Here is a 16,640-nt window from a genome sequence, read left to right as displayed (position 1 = left end):
TGTTGCCGGCCCGTCCCCGGCGATAAAGTTGAGATGTGCCACATTGGCAAGAGCTGCAGCCGCTTCCGGCACCTTGGCAGCGTCGGGATGAACGCATCCTGCCGCTGTGGTGGGACCGGCTGTGCTCCGTGACCAGTCCCCAGTCCGCTGCCCTCTATGCCGCAGGCCTTTTCACGGATGACCGGCGCCGGCCCATCGCCCAGTGGTACAACCCGGAAGCCGACGCCGCGTTGCTGGTTGCCCCCGAGACCTCACCTGAGTGGCCGGTCCAGCGCTTTGGAATCTTCTATGCGCCCCCGGGCGGTGGGTTCACCCGCGTGTACTCCGCTCCCCACGAGTGGCATCCGCGCGAACCGCGGACACCCCCGACCGAACAGGAAGCCTTCCTGGCAGCCGTGGCCGAAGCCGCACGGTTCCTCCAGGTGGAGATGGATTTTGTGTAAAAAAGTGGACCCCGCACCAGTACGAAACCGGTGCGGGGTCCTTGCGCTCCTCCGACTGGACTTGAACCAGTAACCCTTCGATTAACAGTCGAATGCTCTGCCAATTGAGCTACGGAGGAATGAAGCGGTTATGACTTTAGCAAAGGTTTTAGGCGAATGCGAATCGGCCGGAGATACCCCCTGGGGGTATAAAAATACCCCCGTTCCGAAACTCCGGAACGGGGGTATTGTGCGCTCCTCCGACTGGACTTGAACCAGTAACCCTTCGATTAACAGTCGAATGCTCTGCCAATTGAGCTACGGAGGAATGAAGCGGTTACTAGCTTAACAGGGCCCCGCCGGAAAACGAAATCGAGCCTCCAGGCCGCTTCCGACGGCCCTCCGCTGGGACCCTCAGGAGTCTGAACGCAGGGCTCGACGCTGCATTTCCAACACCATCAGTTCGCGGTTCAGCCGCTGGAATTCCTCGGGAAATGCAGCTGCGTCAAGGCGCTGCAGCTGGCCCATCTTGTCCGCTTTAATGCGGGTGATCTGCAGTTCGAAAAGCCTCGCCAAAATGTCCCGGCAATACCGTTGCATGGCCTCCGGGGTACTGGCCGGCAAAGGAGTTACAGCCAACTCCGAAACCAAGGGCCGAAGAGGCTCCGGGACTTCCTGCCGGATGTGCTCCACCCATGCCACCGGATCAGCCGCGTGGGCCAGTCCTGTGGCACGCACAGCTGCATGCACCGCCGCGTATGCAGGAGTAGCAAAATGGGACGCCTCAAAGCGCTCCCATGCCCCGTCACCCAGGACTGAGGGCTCCTGGAGGACGACTTCCAGCGCTTGGCGCTCCATCCCTGCCACGGGGTCCCGCGGATCGGGACGATTGAAGACCTGACCGTTCGACGCCTGACCGTTCGACGATGCTGCCGTCGTCGTGGGTTGTTCCGCAGCGCCGGACGGACTCGCACCGGATGCCGCGCGCTTGGCTGCCGCCCCAACGTAGCGGCTGACTTCCTCAATCGGCATCCCCAACCAGCCAGCGAGTTCGCGTATGTAGGCGGGGCGGATGCCGGAGTCGCGGATTTGTGCCACAACGGGCGCCGCTTCCCGCAGCGCTGCGACCCGGCCTTCCACCGTGTCCAGGTTGTGCCTGCGGAGCGAGGCACGGATCGCGAACTCGAAGAGCGGCTTCCTGCTATCGATGAGTTCACGTACTGCTGCGTCGCCCTTGAGTTGACGAAGATCACACGGATCAGCGCCAGTGGGTTCCACCGCAACGTACGTTTGCGCGACGAACCGTTGGTCTTCCTCGAAGGCGCGGAGGGCCGCCTTCTGGCCGGCGGCGTCTCCGTCGAAGGTAAAGACAACCTCTCCCCCGGTGCCGTCGTCCGAAAGCAGGCGCCGGGCGATCTTGATGTGTTCGGTGCCGAACGCGGTGCCACAGGTGGCGACCGCCGTCGTGACTCCTGCAAGGTGGCAGGCCATGACGTCGGTGTACCCCTCAACCACCACCAGCTGCCGGTCCTTGGCGATGTTCCGTTTGGCGATGTCGATCCCGTAGAGGACCTGGGACTTTTTGTAGAGAGTGGTTTCAGGCGTGTTCAGGTACTTTGGACCCTGATCGTCTTCGTAGAGCTTCCGGGCGCCGAACCCGATGGTGTCGCCGGCGATGTCCCGGATGGGCCAAATGAGCCTGCCACGGAAGCGATCATAGATGCCCCGGTTTCCTTCCGAAAACATGCCCGTAAGTTTGAGTTCAGCATCGGTAAACCCACGGCCACGCAGGTGCTTAAGGAGCGAGTCCCAGCCCTGTGGCGCATAGCCCACGCCGAAGTGCTCTGCTGCCGCACGGTCAAAGCCCCTGCCAGCGAGGAAGTTGCGGCCCTCGGCCGCTCCGGGGGTCAGCAGTTGGGCACGGAAGAACTCATCGGCGATCTTATGGGCATCAAGGAGACGCTGGCGCTTGCCCACTTCTTCGCGGCTTGGACCACTGCCACCGTCCTCGTACCGAAGTTCGTAGCCAATTCTGGCGGCCAGCTTTTCCACTGCCTCGTGGAAGGAGCTGTGGTCCATTTTCTGGACGAAGGAGATGGCATCCCCGTCTTCGCCGCAACCGAAGCAGTGATATCTGCCCACTTGGGGGCGCACAGTGAAGGATGGTGAGCGTTCATCGTGGAAGGGGCACAGGCCCTTGAAGCTGCCCAAGCCAGCACTCTTCAGGGTGACGTAACCGTCAACGACTTCCTTGATATCTGTGCGCTGGCGTACTTCGTCGATATCTTCACGTTTGATCAAGCCAGCCACGTGACCATCCTAGCCGCTCCGCCTTGACGGCCCTGGCTGAAGGCTGGCGGAGCAACAGGCTGATAGTGCTACCAGAGCGACGGCAGGCTCCCCACCAGGCGCTCGTACATGGCCAGCGCGGAACCATCCGTCAAAGACGCCACCTGGTCAATCACCACCCTCAGCCGGGCCCCGTCATCGGCAGCGTCCCGCCAGTCAGCAGCGAACATCGGCTCGAGGTGGCGGTCGCCCGTGGCATTCAGAACGCCCACCAGAGCGTGCAGGACTTCACGCTGGCGTTCGTAGACGGGCTGGCGGTGGTCCGTGGAAATGACGAATGTAGTAGCCAGGCCCTTCAGGACCGCGATTTCGGTCACGGTGTCCTCCGGGACCATCAGCTCGGCGCCATAGCGGGTCAGGTTGGCAGGGCCGAAATGGTCCCTGGTGGTTTCCATGGCGCTTTGGCAGAACCGGCCGATGAGCTGGCTGGTCATGTCCTTCAGCGCGGCCATGGATTTCCGGCTCCCGTCAGCCTCACGGACCCACACTTTGGTGGCTTCCAGCCGGGCAAGGGCAGCATCGATGTCAGCAGGATCGTTGTGTGGGAGGTACCACTGCTTGGTGTAGCCCACAACGCGGGCACGGTGGTCCGGATTCTCCATCCACTTCAGTTGGAAGTGGCCTGCGACGATTGCGTCCTCGACGTCGTGGACCGAGTAGGAAATATCGTCCGCGAGGTCCATCACCTGGGCCTCAATGCAGGAGCGGTTACCCGGAGCGCCCTCACGCAGCCATTCGAACACGGGAAGATCGTCCTCATACGCGCCAAACTTGCTGGTGCGGTGGCCATGGATGACGGGGGCGTCGACGGCGGACCACGGGTACTTGGACGCAGCATCCAGGCTGGCGCGGGTCAGGTTGAGCCCGGCGGGCCTGCCGTCCTCGGCAAGGACTTTCGGTTCCAGGCGCGTCAACAACCTCAGCGTCTGCGCGTTGCCTTCGAAGCCGCCAATAGTATGTGCGACTTCGTTCAGTGCTGACTCACCATTGTGGCCGAAGGGTGGATGGCCAAGGTCATGGCTCAGGCATGCGGTATCCACAACGTCCGGGTCGCAGCCCAATGAACGGCCAAGTTCGCGGCCTACCTGGGCAACCTCCAGGCTGTGCGTCAGCCTGGTGCGAACGAAATCGTCCGTGTCCGGAGCAACAACCTGCGTTTTCGCGCCGAGCCGCCGCAGGGCCGAGGAATGCAGGACCCGTGCCCGGTCACGTTCAAAATCGGAACGGTAGTTGGTTTTTCGCGGCTCTTCCACCCACCGCGCAGAATCCGCTTCGGTGTAGCCCGGAATTGCCTGCACGTAGTCGTGCGGCGTTCCGGTGCGGCCAAGCATCGCTTCGGTTCCCATGGGTATCTGCCTCCTTCAAGCGCCGTTGTGTGGTGCCTCTTGAGCCAGTCTTACACGTGTGAAGCTAGCCTCCTGACACGTCCAGCTCTGCTGCGGAGATTTCGGCACTCTGTTCCGCGTTCAGCTGACGGCTCATGAGCCAATCCTTGGGCAGCGCAGGCTTCTTCGGTGATCCGGCACGGCCGCGCGGGCCCTCGGAATCGACGCCCGGATACGGCAAATCCATGTCCAGTTCATCAAGGAGTCCGCGCAGGACCTCGAGGGTGGGAACGGTGGCCAGCTTGGCGCGAAGCTCCCCGCCAACTACGTAACCCTTGAAGTACCAGGCCATGTGCTTACGGATTTCCCGCAGTGCCTTGTACTCATCGTTGCCGAAGGTCTCTACCATGAGCTCTGCGTGACGGTAGACGCCTTCGGCGACCTCCCGCAGCCCCGGACGGTGCCGCTGATCGCTGCCTTCGAACGCCGCCTGCAGGTCACCGAACAGCCACGGGCGTCCCTGGCAACCACGGCCTACCACCACGCCGTCCACACCGGTTTCCCGGACCATACGGACAGCGTCCTCTGCGGACCAGATGTCACCGTTTCCCAGCACCGGAATGTCAGGCAGCGCCTCACGAAGGCGGGCAATTGCGGACCAGTCAGCCTGGCCGGAATAGAACTGGGCGGCGGTGCGGCCGTGAAGGGCGACGGCGGCCACTCCCGCATCGCGGGCGATCCGTCCGGCGTCGAGGTACGTCAGGTGGTCCTCGTCAATGCCCTTGCGCATCTTGATGGTGAGCGGGATGCCACCCTTGGAGGCTTCCTTCACCGCGGTCTGCACTATAGACGTGAACAGATCGATCTTCCATGGCAGCGCGGAACCACCACCGCGCCGGGTGACCTTGGGCACCGGGCAGCCGAAGTTGAGGTCAATGTGGTCAGCCCGGTCTTCCTCGACGAGCATGCGGACTGCCGCGCCGACCGTTACGGGGTCAACACCATAGAGCTGCACGGAACGCACTTTCTCGTCCTCATCATGGGAGATGATGCGCAACGATTCCGGGGTCCGTTCCACCAGCGCACGCGAGGTAACCATCTCGGCCACGTACAGGCCACCACCGTATTCACGGCAGAGCCTGCGGAAGGCCGAGTTGGTGATGCCCGCCATGGGGGCAAGTATCACGGGAGTGTCCACGGTGATCCCACCGAGCTGCAAAGGCGGAAGCTCAAGCTTTGGGGCAGGGGGCGTTGCTACTACAGTCACCCATCCATTGTCGCAAATCAGGGCAAATCGACCCTTTGCGCCCTACGGAATCGGTTTTTCCCCGTCGCCCCGGCGCTCCGCCTCACGCTGGGCACGGCGGCTCCCCGGGCGGGCAGGCTTGCCGGACGCGCGGGAAGACCGGCCGCCGTCGAGCGTTTCGGCCCTGCCGGAACCCACGACGGCGGCCGCAGCAGCGAGCGTACCGGTATCGTCCACGTCCTCCGGATTCACCGAAAGAGCCGGCGAAGCGACGGCACCCTTCACGCCTGTCGCCTTGACCACAAGGACGGCTATCAGCGTGGTAACCGGGATGGCGAGCACCAGGCCGATGGAGCCGACCAATGTCCGGATGACTTCCTCGGACAACTCCGCACTGGTCAGGGCCTCGGCAAGTGGGCGGTCGTAAAGCATCACGATGATCAGGATCGGAAGGGCGGCACCAGCGTACGCGAAGGCAATCGTGTACACCGTGGAGGCGATGTGGTCCCGGCCAATCCGCATGGCCGAGGAGAACAGCTTCCGGGCACTGGTGTTCGGGGCCAGTTCGTAAAGTTCCCACACGGCAGATGACTGGGTAATGGTGACATCGTTGAGGACGCCGAGGCCTGAGATGATCAGGCCGCACAAGATGATGCCGGAGATTGAAATCTTGTCCGACATATTTATCAGCGTTGCAGCGTCATGGTCACCGACGCCTGCAAGGTTGGCAGCATCCGTGGCCCACGCCGCCAACAGCGCTGTGATGCCCAACCCGAAGATGGTTCCCAGCAGGGCCGTGGACGTCCTCGCCGAGAAACCGTGGGCGAAGTACAGGACCCCGATCATGATCACCGTTGAACCCACCAAAGCCAGCATGAGTGGCGGCTTCCCCTCCACAAGCCCCGGCAGGATAAAGCTGACCAGCACGGCATAAGCGCCAACCAGTCCAAGGAGTGCCCGGAAGCCACGCCAGCGCGCCACAGCGATCACCACCACCGCATAGAGCACAGCCAGCAGGGCAATCGGCAGGCTCCGCACGAAATCCACAAAAACGTACGACGGCGAGCCGTTGGCCTGCGCCGCGCCTTGGACACCGGAAAGGTTCAGATAGCGGATCGAATCCCCCACATTCACGCCATGGGATTTAGCGACGTCGGGGTTGATCACCACCTTGACGGCTTCCCCGCCCTTGTCCGGCTGCGTGAAGGCGAAAGTGCAGTCGGATCCGCCGGACTGGCCTGGATCGGTTTGGCCTGCACCGGTTTGGCCGGTTTGTGTGCAGCTTTCCTGCACCACGCTCTGGATCTTTCCGGTATCGAAAGTCACCCCCGGGGCAGCCTGGTAGGGACTCGCGAAGGAGATTCCCTCCCGGCTGCCCGAGGGCCACATGACCATCATGGCAATGACAGTGAGCACCCCAAGTGGAACCAGCACCGCAGCCAGGAGCCAGTTGGCGCGCTTCCGGGAGGCAATCGCCTGCGGGGTTGGCTCGGAACTTTCAGAATGACCGTGACCGTGGGAGTGTCCGTGACCCATCAGCTGCAAAACCTCATGGTTTCAAGCCTAGCCGGGTCACACGCAAACCCTTCCCTCAGGCTGGCTTGATGTTCTGGTTCACGTGGAAAAGGTTGCCGGGATCGTACTTGCTCTTGACCTGCACCAGACGATCCCAATTGGGGCCGTAATTGTCAGTGACCCGGTTCTGGTCTTCAGCGTCCATGAAGTTGATGTACCCGCCCAGCGCCGAGTGCGGTGCAAGGGCCGCCGCATAGCCTCGCGCCCAGGCGATGTTGGCTTCGTTATCCGTGGGTTCCATCCATTGGGCGGCAATGACGGGCGCAAACTTCATGTCACGGTGCGCAAAGGCTGTGTCATGGACGCCAACGCGTGAGACGGCGCCGTCGATGGGGTAGATGTGGACAGCCGTATTGACGCTGGTGACCGTCGCACCATGCTCAGCGTGAGCCTGGATGGCGCCATCACTGAGCTCGGGGAGGAAGTTCGCCTTCCAGTAGCCCTGCATTCCTTTCTGGTTGAGCGCATCGAAGGCAACGTTCAGGGCTGGGTACGGCATGGGAGCTACCAGTGAGCCCGCAACAGGGGCTGCGTCCAGGAAAGGCTGCCACCGCGCTTCGCCTTCTCCCAAATCCCCCGTCCACATCCCAACCACCACACAGACGGGCTTGCCGTGCCACTCTTCGGGTAGGAACGGGACTGGCGGGCCCTGGTGGAATCCCAGGAAAGCGCCGAACTCTTCGGGCGCGTTCGCGATGTAATCGCGGTAGAACCGGGCGACTGTGTCAGTATGTTCTGCGCCGTAGAGGATGACTCCGGCATGGACCATATCAACAGGATGGAGTTTGAACTCGAACGAGGTCACCACGCCGAAGTTGCCACCACCGCCCCGGAGCGCCCAGAACAGGTCCTCGTTCTGGTCCTCGCTGGCCACCAGGAACTTTCCATCAGCCGTGACCACATCGGCTGAAACGAGGTTGTCGCAGGAGAGACCGTACTTTCGGGCAAGGTAGCCTATTCCCCCGCCCAGGGTCAGTCCCGCAACTCCCGTGGATCCGACGATCCCGCCAGTGGTCGCCAATCCGAAGGCGTGCGTTGCGTGGTTGAAATCAGCCCACGTGGTTCCGCTTTCGGCCCGCGCAGTTGCGGTCTCCGGATCAACCCGCACCCCTGTACGGTTGACGAAGTCCAGCACCAGGGCGTCATCCGCTGTTCCAAATCCAGGAGCACTGTGTCCGCCGCCCCGAATGGCCAGGGGCATGGAATTCTCCCGTGCGAAGTTCACCCCCGCAATCACATCCGCAACTTGGGCCACCCGGACGATGCCCGCCGGACGTTTGTCGACCATGGCGTTAAAGACTGCCCGTGCCGAATCATATTCAGGGTCTTCGGGAGTGATGAGCTGTCCGCGCAGCTGATCCCGCAGCCCGTCCAAGGTCGTTCCGTTCATTGTTGTTACCGCCGATTCAGAGGAGACCGGAGCTGTTCCACAGACGCCGCTTCCCTCCGAGTGTGCCGGCGCGTGGCTTACGTCGCCTTCCTACTCCTGCGCCATGGCCGCGTCAAGGCTTTTCCACCACGAATGCGGGCTGAGCTTAAAGCGAGGATCCCGCCCTGCCCATCGGCGATGGGCAGGGCGGGATCCGGACATGCGAGTACGTGGTCAGTCGCTCACGATCAGTGTGTCAGCGCCACGAACGTGGGCCTTGCCCGACTCCAGCAAAGGTGCCAGAACGCTGCGCAGCGCCGTCATGGATTCGTCCACTTCCAACAGCACGGGGTGCTGGTACGCAATAAGCGCCAGAAGATCCCGTACGGCAGCTTCGGCGTCGTCGGCGGACAGCATGGGATCGTGACCCAGGAAGACATCCGAGGGCTCCTCGGAGTTCCCCTGGGCGTAGCTGATGGCGAAGGCCTGGATCTTACCTTTTCGGCTGGCCGGCACTCCCCCGCCAAAGGCGCTTGCCTTCGGAGCACGAAGCACAATGGCTCCGTGCGCCCCGGTGAGATCGTGCAGGAAGAGCCGCTGCACCGTAGCAATGCTGAGCTCGCCCGGGCTGTCCCAGTGGTGGACAGCTGAGTAGTAGCGGCCCACCACTTCGCTGAGTTCCACGGATCCGGTGGCGAGGTCCTCCACGCGCTCCGAGGCAGCTTCCTCGGAACCGTCGCCGAACCGCGGGAGCTTCAGCGGCTCAGGCTCCACTACTACCAACTGGGAACGCTGGATGGGTCCCAGGCCTGCGGCTTCGGCGAAAGCAGCCCCCGGGGTGCCCGGTTCAACCTTGCTGCGGAGCTTGGAAACGCCCGACGGCGAGTTCCCGGCTTCGCGGCGCAGCATGGTCAGCAGGGTGGCACCGACGCCGTTCCGGCGATGGTCCTTGGCAACCTCGATGTAAGCCCAGAGACGTTCCGGGTGCAGGGACGCTTCGTGAACCACGCCGGCCGCAACGGGGATGCGAACGCCGTCAACGACGTCTTCGGCAACGATGCAGCGGCGCCAAGGCTGGTTGCTCGAGGGCGCCAAAGCAGCACGGAACTGTTCTGCAGGGAGGGTCTCCGGGCCGCCCCAGATTTCCAGGAGGGCGAGGTCGTCGCCTTCCTTCCACTCGCGGTATTCCAAGGCCACGGTTAGGCGCCGATCAGTCGTGCTGCCAGGTAAGCCTCAACCTTGTCCAGGGACACGCGTTCCTGGCTCATGGTGTCGCGCTCACGGATGGTCACGGCCTGGTCTTCGAGGGTATCGAAGTCCACGGTGATGCAGAACGGAGTACCGATCTCGTCCTGGCGACGGTAACGGCGGCCGATGGCGCCGGCGTCGTCGAAGTCGATGTTCCAGTTCTTGCGCAGCTGGGTGCCCAGCGCCTTTGCCTTCGGGGACAGGTCCTCGTTGCGGCTCAGGGGCAGGACAGCTGCCTTGACCGGGGCAAGCCGCGGGTCCAGCTTCAGGACCGTACGGACGTCGACGCCGCCCTTGGCGTTGGGTGCCTCGTCTTCGGTGTAGGCGTCAATCAGGAACGCCATGAAGGAGCGGGTCAACCCGGCAGCGGGCTCGATCACGTATGGGGTGTAGCGCTCATTGGTGGCCTGGTTGAAGTAGCTCAGGTCCGTCCCGGATGCCTTGGCGTGCGTGGAGAGGTCGAAGTCCGTGCGGTTCGCGATGCCCTCGAGCTCGCCCCACTCGGAGCCTTGGAAACCGAAGCGGTACTCGATGTCCGTGGTGCCCTTGGAGTAGTGGCTCAGCTTCTCAAGCGGGTGCTCAAAGAAGCGGAGGTTTTCTTCACGGATGCCCAGGCTGGTGTACCAGGACATGCGCTCCTTCATCCAGTACTGGTGCCATTCCTCATCCGTGCCGGGCTCGACGAAGAATTCCATCTCCATCTGTTCGAACTCGCGGGTACGGAAGATGAAGTTGCCCGGCGTGATCTCGTTGCGGAAGGACTTGCCGATCTGGCCAATGCCGAACGGTGGCTTCTTCCGGGACGTGGTGAGGACATTGTTGAAGTTCACGAAGATGCCCTGGGCCGTTTCCGGACGCAGGTAGTGCATGCCCTCATCGTTGGCTACCGGGCCAAGGAAGGTCTTCAGGAGGCCGGAGAATTCCTGCGGCTCCGTCCATTGGCCACGGGTGCCGCAGTTGGCACAGGCAATGTCCTTCAAGCCGTTCTCGGCGGGGCGGCCCTTCTTTTCCTCGTACTCTTCCTCAAGGTGGTCGGCACGGTAGCGCTTGTGGCAGGAGAGGCATTCCACCAGGGGGTCCGAGAACACCTCGACGTGGCCGGAGGCTTCCCAGACCTGGCGGGGCAGGATGACCGAGGAGTCCAGGCCTACGACGTCTTCGCGGCCGCGGACCATGCTCTGCCACCACTGGCGCTTGATGTTTTCCTTCAGTTCCGCACCCAGGGGTCCGTAATCCCACGCCGAACGGGAACCACCATAGATTTCACCGGCCTGGAAGACAAAGCCCCTCCGCTTGGAGAGGGAAATGACCTGGTCAAGGACGGATTTTGCTGCCATGGGTACTCCATTTGTTCTACAGGGCCGCTGGGTGCGGTCCGCGGTGGTTGCCCCGGATTCCGAACGAGGTTGTCCGGCGGGGTGGGCTGGGGAATTGGTGCGGATAATAACTGTGCAGAAAGCTGCGTGTCCTAGCCTACCGGCCTTTGCCCGGGACCTTTCGTGCGAATGCTCCCCTGGGCCAGGGCAGCGTGGCCACGACGATCGCCGCGAGCGTCAATACCGTACCCAACACCGTGGGCAAGGCGACCACCGCACCGGGACTGGGGATCACGACGTCGAGCACTAAAGAACCCACCAACTGCCCTGCGATCATGCCCAGACCGGTGACCAGCACGCCAAGGCTTCGGACCAGGAGCGCCGCAAGCCCAATGAAAAGGCAGCCCATGGGGCCGCCCAGGTAGAACCACCATTCACCCGGAAGCGGGTTGCCGGCGCCTGCCACGGAAAGCTTGATCAGCCAGGCAATCCAGAGGATGACGGCACCGGCGATGAAGTTGACCAGCGTGGCTGCGACAGGGGTCCCGTAGTGAACGGTGGCGGTTCCGTTCATGGCTTGCTGGAAACTCATGAGAAACCCTGCAGCCAAAGGCAACAGTACGGGCAGCACCAGGGACGCGATGTCGGTATTGCCCCCGAACCGCGGGGAAACAGCCCACGCAACGGCGGCGACCGTCAGCACACTGCCCAGGATCCGCACTCCGGTAATGGACCGTTTGCCGCCGGGACCTATGCCCATTCGGTCCACAAGGAGGCCGCTCAGGGTCTGCCCGGTGACCACCGCCACAGTGAACAGCGCAACCCCCAGCAGGCCCACAGTGAATGTTTGCGCGATGACGAAGAGTGCACCGATCCCACCGGCCATGACGTAGAAGCGGGGAAAGCTACGGCTGCGGACCGCCGGGACGATGCGCCGAAGGCCTGCCCTGCCTTTGGGTGTGGCGAGGGAAATGGCCGCAATGAGGACGAGGCCTGTGGTGAAGCTCACCACAGCTGCGGCGATGCCATCGTCCAGCCGGGCCCCGAGAGCCCCGTTGATCCTTCCTTGAAGCGGAATGACCAACCCAGTTGCTACTGCAACAGGGAGGCCAACGGCGAGCGGAAGGGTGGAACGACGGGAAGACTGCGGCACTGACACCACACTACGTCAGGCATCATTGCTTTATGAGCAACCCGGAAATCGAAGAGGTCCCCATCCGCGACGACATGATCCGCCTCGGTCAGCTGCTGAAGCTGGCCAACCTGGTGGAGGACGGCGTGGAGGCCACCGAGCTCATTAAGAATGGCTTGGTGAAGGTCAACGACGAGATCGACGAACGCCGGGGCCGCCAGCTGCACGCCGGCGACACCGTCACCGTCAACGGCCAGACCGTAAGGATTATCTCCGCCTGAAGCAACGCGGGGTCACTTAAGGCCCATGGTGACGCCATTTATGGGCCGTAAGTGACCCCGCGTTGCAATTAAGATGCGAGGACTTTGTGCGTCAGGAATTCGCCTACGTGGCCGATTTCCTGCTGATTAATGCCATGCCACATGCCTGTGTAGAGCACCTTGGTGAGGTCCACGTGCTTGCGCACCCACCCCATGGTGTATTCGATCTTGTCCGGAGTAATGACGGGGTCCTGCTGGTCGCGGCCCCAGAACATCGGCAAGGTGCCGTCCAGTTCGGCATCGCGGAAGGCGGGGTCATCGCCGGCGTCCACCACGAAACCCGAAAGCCCGACGACGGCAGCGAAGTCCGCGGGACGGTACCGGAGCATGGTGGTCGCCATGGCCATGCCCATGGAGAAACCGAGCAGCGTCACTGAAGAATGATTGGCTTTGACCGTATCCAACCATTCAAGGGCATACTCGGCGGCAAGCTTTACTGCTTCCAGGGAATATTCGATTGACGCAGTGAGCGGGAACCAGGTGAAGCCGGGGCCCATGGGCATCGGCGCGCGCAGGGAAGCCACCACAAAGCCCTCGGGAAGCAGGCCCGCGAGGCTGAAGAGATCGTCCTCATTGGAGCCATAGCCGTGCAGCAGCACCAGAAGCGGCTTGCCCTCCCGTTCAGCTTCGTCATGGGACCACAGGACAACGGGCGCGGGGAATGCAACGGCTTCAGTCATGGGTCTATTCTTGCAGTTACTGATGAGTAACAACCTACGGTGGCGTAGGTTCGCAGATTCAAGGCAGGATGGAAAGCGTGAGTGACGTCAATTCATTGGTGAAGCCGGGCGAACCGGTTCAAACACACCCTTGGAGCCGTTACGTGGCACTGGGGGATTCGTTCACGGAAGGCATCGGCGATCCCGAGCCCCGGAACCCCGGCGGCTTCCGGGGATGGGCTGACCGTGTAGCGGAGGAACTGGGCCGCGGTCATGAGGATTTCGCTTATGCCAACCTTGCTATCCGTGGGCGGCTGCTGCAGCAGATCGTGGATGAACAAATTGGTCCTTGCCTGGAACTTCAGCCGGACCTTGTCTCGATTTCAGCGGGCGGCAATGACCTCATCCGGCCCGGTGGCGACCCGGACCTCTTGGCGGAGAAGCTGGATGCTGCTGTTCAGGAACTGGCCTCCGGTGGGGCGACTGTGGTGTTGTTCAACGGACCGGACACCGCGTCCTCGGTGTTGGGCCGCATCCGTGGCAAGGTGGCCATCTACAACGAAAACCTGAGGACTGTAGCTGCACGGCACGACGCCATCATCGCGGACATGTGGTCCCTGAGGCAGTTGGCCGATCCGCGGATGTGGGACGAAGACCGCCTGCACTTCTCACCTCTGGGACACCACACCATCGCGATGATGGTCCTTGAAGCGCTGAACGTCCAGCACACCCTTGAGCCCCTGGTGCCCAAGCCCCTGCCGGTCCGCACCTGGCGCGAGGCCCGATCCTCGGATCTGGTGTGGGCCCGCGAGTACTTTGTTCCGTGGGTTATCCGCAGGTTGCGGCATCGATCCTCCGGTGACGGCATTACCCCCAAACGCCCGACGCCGGGACCGGTCTTCGGCCCCAACGGCACCATGCTGCCGCGCGGCTGAGCTGATGGGACTGCGGCCGGGAGGATTCGATGCAGCCTAACAATGTTGTCCCCCTGCGCCTGCGCCGTCAGCAGCTGCGGGCTCCCTACGGCGAAAACGTTGATGATGTTCTGCGCAACCTCCTGGCGGTGCAGTCGCAGGAATTTCCGTATGCCAGGTGGAGCCTCGCCCAAAGGGCGGTCGGGAGCACTGCCGATGAGGTGGAGCAGGCGGTGGCTGACGGCAGGATCCTCCGGACGCATATCCTGCGGCCGACGTGGCATTTTGTGCACCGTGACGACCTCGGCTGGTTGATGGGTTTGTCTGCAGATCGCCTTCATCAAGGCAACAAGGGCATGTACCGGCAGGCGGGAGTTGATGAGCACGCAGCCGCCCGCAGTGGGCACATCCTTGCCGAAGCGGTGGCCGGTGGAGCCCACAAAACACGCGAAGAACTAGCCGGAATACTGGAAAAGGCGGGGCTCCCCGGCAAAGGCCTTGGCTTCGTTTACCACCTCATGCACGCCGAGATCAGCAAAATCCTGGTGAGCGGCAGCCCGGTCCGTTCTGCAGGGGGTGCACTGAAACAGACATACGCCTTGTTCGAGGAACGTGTGCCCGACGGCAATACGTCCCTGATGGAGGACGGCGACCGCGAATGGGCCTTGGGCCAGCTGGCCCTGCGGTACTTCAGCAGCCGGGGACCTGCCACCATCAAGGACTGTGCCGCGTGGTCCGGACTGACCATCAAGGATGTACGGCTTGGCTTGCAGGTAGCTGAAGAGTCCGTTCCGGGCGCCTTGGCAACCGTGGCGGTCGACGGCTTGGACTTCTACTTGCCAGCAGAAGATGTGGAGGCACTTGCAGCGACTCCCCCACCAGGTGACGATGGGCCAGGACTTCCCCGTGTCGATCTCATCCAGTGCTACGACGAGTACGTGATGGGCTATTCACAATCGAGGCACTACCTCGGCGGCAGGGCGCCCTATTTCCCCGAGGGCGATGCTCCAATTCACGTGGTGTTGCTCGATGGCAGGTTGACCGGATGGTGGCGCCACAGCTTCTCGGGTGGGATCTGCGAACTCGACATCAGAATGAACAGGCCACTCACAACAGCCGAACAACAAGCTTTGGAGGCAGAAGTGGAACGCTACGGGAGGTTCCTGGGCATGGAGACAAAGCTGGTGTGAAACTGCGGGACTAAGCTGGGTTAAGACCTAGGAGGCCTGCACCGTGAACAATCTGATCTTCTGGATCATCGTCTGCTCGTGGCTGATTCCCATGGGGATACGCATGTACAACAAGTCCCGGGCGCGGCGGCTCCAGGACCGCAATTTCCCGGGCCCGAATTATCCGGGCCCCGGCTATCCCCCGCAGAATCTTCCGGGACCGGGTTACCCGCAGCCGAATTATCCGGGCTATCCCACGCAGCCCACCACCATCCGCCCTGCCGATGCCCCACCGCCGCCAGGACCGGCGTCGAACGCTTCTTCACCTACGTTTCCGAGCCACCGCGGCTCTGAGCAGCAAGGCTTCCGCGCGCGCAAGCTGGCCGAACTGGACCTCAAGTTCAGCAACGGCGAAATTGCCATGGAGGATTACATGAAGCAGCGCGGCGACATCATGAACGGCTGAGCCGGCTTAGGCGAAGAAGGCCTCGCGAAGCTGCTTCGATAGTTGGCCGATTTCGGTCAGGAAGCCATCGTGGCCGATGGGGGCCTCGATCACGTGGACGGGCACATTGCCTGGCAGGTTTTGCGCCAGTTCCACTGACTGGGCCGGAAAATAGAGGCGGTCGGAATCGACGGCTGCCACAAAGAATTCAGCAGTGGCGGCAGCCAAGGCTTCCTTCAAGGTGCCCCGGCCCCGTCTGATGTCGTGGGACATCAGCGCCTCGGTGATGGCGATGTAACTGTTCGCATCGAACCGGCGCACCAGCTTGGTGCCTTGGTGGTCGAGGTAGCTTTCCACTTGGTAGCGGCCACGCTCCCCCAGGACCGCAGCGGCCAGGGGCGTCTCCTGGTGCTGGGCTTCCCGGCCGAAGCGGACATCAAGCTCCAGCGCTGACCGGTACGTGATGTGCGCTATCCGTCGGGCCAGGGCAAGGCCTGCCTCAGGAGTTGGTCCACCGTAGTAATCGCCGTTGTTGAAGTTCGGGTCCTGGCGGATGGCGAGCGTCTGCGACTGGGCGAAAGCAATTTGCTCGGCTGTGCTGTAGGCGCCCACAGAAATAACCGCGCACCGCTGAACACGCTCAGGGAAGGTGACCGCCCACTCAAGTGCCCGCGCCCCACCCATGGAACCGCCAAGGACTGCGTGCCATGCCTTGATCCCCAAGGCATCCGCGAGCCGGGCTTCAGCCACCGTGCTGTCGCGCAAGGTGATCAGTGGGAAGCGGGATCCCCAGGGCCGTCCGTCCGGCGCCTCTGACGATGGGCCCGTGCTGCCGTAACAGCCGCCGACAATGTTGATGGAGATAACGAAGAACCGGTTGGTGTCGATCGTCGCGCCGGGACCAACGAGTTGCTCCCACCAGCCTTCCTCATCAGTAGCACCGCGGGCCACATGCGTGCTGCCCGTCAGTGCGTGCTGAACCAGGACTGCGTTGGACGCATCCGCATTCAACTGCCCCCAGGTTTCGTAGGCAAGCACAACATCCGGGAGAAAACCGCCGGCTTCAAGTTCCAGTGAACCTACGCCGGCGTACTTGACCGTCCCGTCTTCTTTGCCCGGTTTGGGGGGTGCTGTAGCAGTAATGGTCATTC

15 protein-coding genes and 2 tRNA genes are annotated in these 16,640 nt (G+C 62.6%); 5 read left to right on the top strand and 12 right to left on the bottom strand.

What is annotated here, in order from left to right:
• The first annotated feature begins 35 nt into the window (after positions 1 to 35).
• Positions 36 to 443, top strand: a complete 408-nt coding sequence (locus J2Y41_RS07890; RefSeq protein ID WP_224166936.1) for a hypothetical protein — start codon at positions 36 to 38, stop codon at positions 441 to 443.
• Positions 444 to 489: 46 nt separating this feature from the next.
• On the opposite strand, the gene J2Y41_RS07885 is transcribed toward J2Y41_RS07890, so the two are convergent.
• The 10 genes from J2Y41_RS07885 to J2Y41_RS07840 form a co-directional block, all read right to left on the bottom strand.
• A tRNA-Asn gene (locus tag J2Y41_RS07885) sits at positions 490 to 562 on the bottom strand.
• A gap of 115 nt (positions 563 to 677) precedes the next feature.
• Positions 678 to 750, bottom strand: a tRNA-Asn gene (locus tag J2Y41_RS07880).
• 86 nt (positions 751 to 836) lie between these two features.
• Positions 837 to 2,732: a DNA primase gene (gene dnaG / locus J2Y41_RS07875; protein WP_309927783.1), complete on the bottom strand. Its 1,896-nt coding sequence runs from the start codon at positions 2,730 to 2,732 to the stop codon at positions 837 to 839.
• A gap of 68 nt (positions 2,733 to 2,800) precedes the next feature.
• On the bottom strand, positions 2,801 to 4,117 hold the full coding sequence (locus tag J2Y41_RS07870; RefSeq protein ID WP_224092138.1) for a deoxyguanosinetriphosphate triphosphohydrolase: 1,317 nt from the start codon (positions 4,115 to 4,117) through the stop codon (positions 2,801 to 2,803).
• A 64-nt stretch (positions 4,118 to 4,181) separates the two neighbouring features.
• On the bottom strand, positions 4,182 to 5,363 hold the full coding sequence (gene dusB, locus J2Y41_RS07865; RefSeq protein WP_309927780.1) for a tRNA dihydrouridine synthase DusB: 1,182 nt from the start codon (positions 5,361 to 5,363) through the stop codon (positions 4,182 to 4,184).
• A gap of 42 nt (positions 5,364 to 5,405) precedes the next feature.
• Positions 5,406 to 6,878: a YibE/F family protein gene (locus J2Y41_RS07860; protein ID WP_309927777.1), complete on the bottom strand. Its 1,473-nt coding sequence runs from the start codon at positions 6,876 to 6,878 to the stop codon at positions 5,406 to 5,408.
• A 55-nt stretch (positions 6,879 to 6,933) separates the two neighbouring features.
• A complete protein-coding gene (locus tag J2Y41_RS07855) occupies positions 6,934 to 8,307 on the bottom strand; it encodes an FAD-binding oxidoreductase (protein WP_224166932.1) in 1,374 nt (457 codons plus the stop codon).
• A gap of 213 nt (positions 8,308 to 8,520) precedes the next feature.
• Positions 8,521 to 9,483, bottom strand: a complete 963-nt coding sequence (locus tag J2Y41_RS07850; protein ID WP_224166931.1) for a GNAT family N-acetyltransferase — start codon at positions 9,481 to 9,483, stop codon at positions 8,521 to 8,523.
• A 2-nt stretch (positions 9,484 to 9,485) separates the two neighbouring features.
• Positions 9,486 to 10,871 (bottom strand): glycine--tRNA ligase, encoded by a 1,386-nt coding sequence (locus J2Y41_RS07845; protein ID WP_216925355.1) that lies wholly within the window; start codon positions 10,869 to 10,871, stop codon positions 9,486 to 9,488.
• A 136-nt stretch (positions 10,872 to 11,007) separates the two neighbouring features.
• Positions 11,008 to 12,012 (bottom strand): DMT family transporter, encoded by a 1,005-nt coding sequence (locus J2Y41_RS07840; RefSeq protein ID WP_309927773.1) that lies wholly within the window; start codon positions 12,010 to 12,012, stop codon positions 11,008 to 11,010.
• Between the two features lie 23 nt (positions 12,013 to 12,035).
• On the opposite strand from J2Y41_RS07840, the gene J2Y41_RS07835 reads away from it, so the two are divergent.
• Positions 12,036 to 12,263 (top strand): RNA-binding S4 domain-containing protein, encoded by a 228-nt coding sequence (locus tag J2Y41_RS07835; RefSeq protein ID WP_224092129.1) that lies wholly within the window; start codon positions 12,036 to 12,038, stop codon positions 12,261 to 12,263.
• A gap of 68 nt (positions 12,264 to 12,331) precedes the next feature.
• Here J2Y41_RS07835 and J2Y41_RS07830 read toward each other — a convergent pair whose 3' ends face one another.
• On the bottom strand, positions 12,332 to 12,982 hold the full coding sequence (locus tag J2Y41_RS07830) for a phospholipase (RefSeq protein WP_309927771.1): 651 nt from the start codon (positions 12,980 to 12,982) through the stop codon (positions 12,332 to 12,334).
• Between the two features lie 68 nt (positions 12,983 to 13,050).
• Between J2Y41_RS07830 and J2Y41_RS07825 the strand changes: the two genes are divergently transcribed.
• From J2Y41_RS07825 to J2Y41_RS07815, 3 genes are read left to right on the top strand one after another with little or no spacing between them, the layout of a single operon-like run.
• On the top strand, positions 13,051 to 13,896 hold the full coding sequence (locus J2Y41_RS07825; RefSeq protein ID WP_224092127.1) for an SGNH/GDSL hydrolase family protein: 846 nt from the start codon (positions 13,051 to 13,053) through the stop codon (positions 13,894 to 13,896).
• A 29-nt stretch (positions 13,897 to 13,925) separates the two neighbouring features.
• Entirely contained in the window at positions 13,926 to 15,065 is a 1,140-nt protein-coding gene (locus J2Y41_RS07820; RefSeq protein WP_224092125.1) for a winged helix DNA-binding domain-containing protein, read from the top strand.
• A 43-nt stretch (positions 15,066 to 15,108) separates the two neighbouring features.
• Positions 15,109 to 15,510, top strand: coding sequence for a hypothetical protein (locus tag J2Y41_RS07815; protein ID WP_224092123.1), 402 nt, complete (start codon positions 15,109 to 15,111; stop codon positions 15,508 to 15,510).
• Positions 15,511 to 15,516: 6 nt separating this feature from the next.
• On the opposite strand, the gene J2Y41_RS07810 is transcribed toward J2Y41_RS07815, so the two are convergent.
• Positions 15,517 to 16,638: a homoserine O-acetyltransferase gene (locus J2Y41_RS07810; protein ID WP_224092107.1), complete on the bottom strand. Its 1,122-nt coding sequence runs from the start codon at positions 16,636 to 16,638 to the stop codon at positions 15,517 to 15,519.
• Between the last annotated feature and the right edge of the window lie 2 nt (positions 16,639 to 16,640).

It is taken from the genome of Arthrobacter sp. 1088 (genome assembly GCF_031455315.1).
GTDB lineage: Bacteria > Actinomycetota > Actinomycetes > Actinomycetales > Micrococcaceae > Arthrobacter.
Note: the sequence above shows the minus strand (reverse complement) of the source record. Positions and strands in the feature narration are given on the sequence as shown.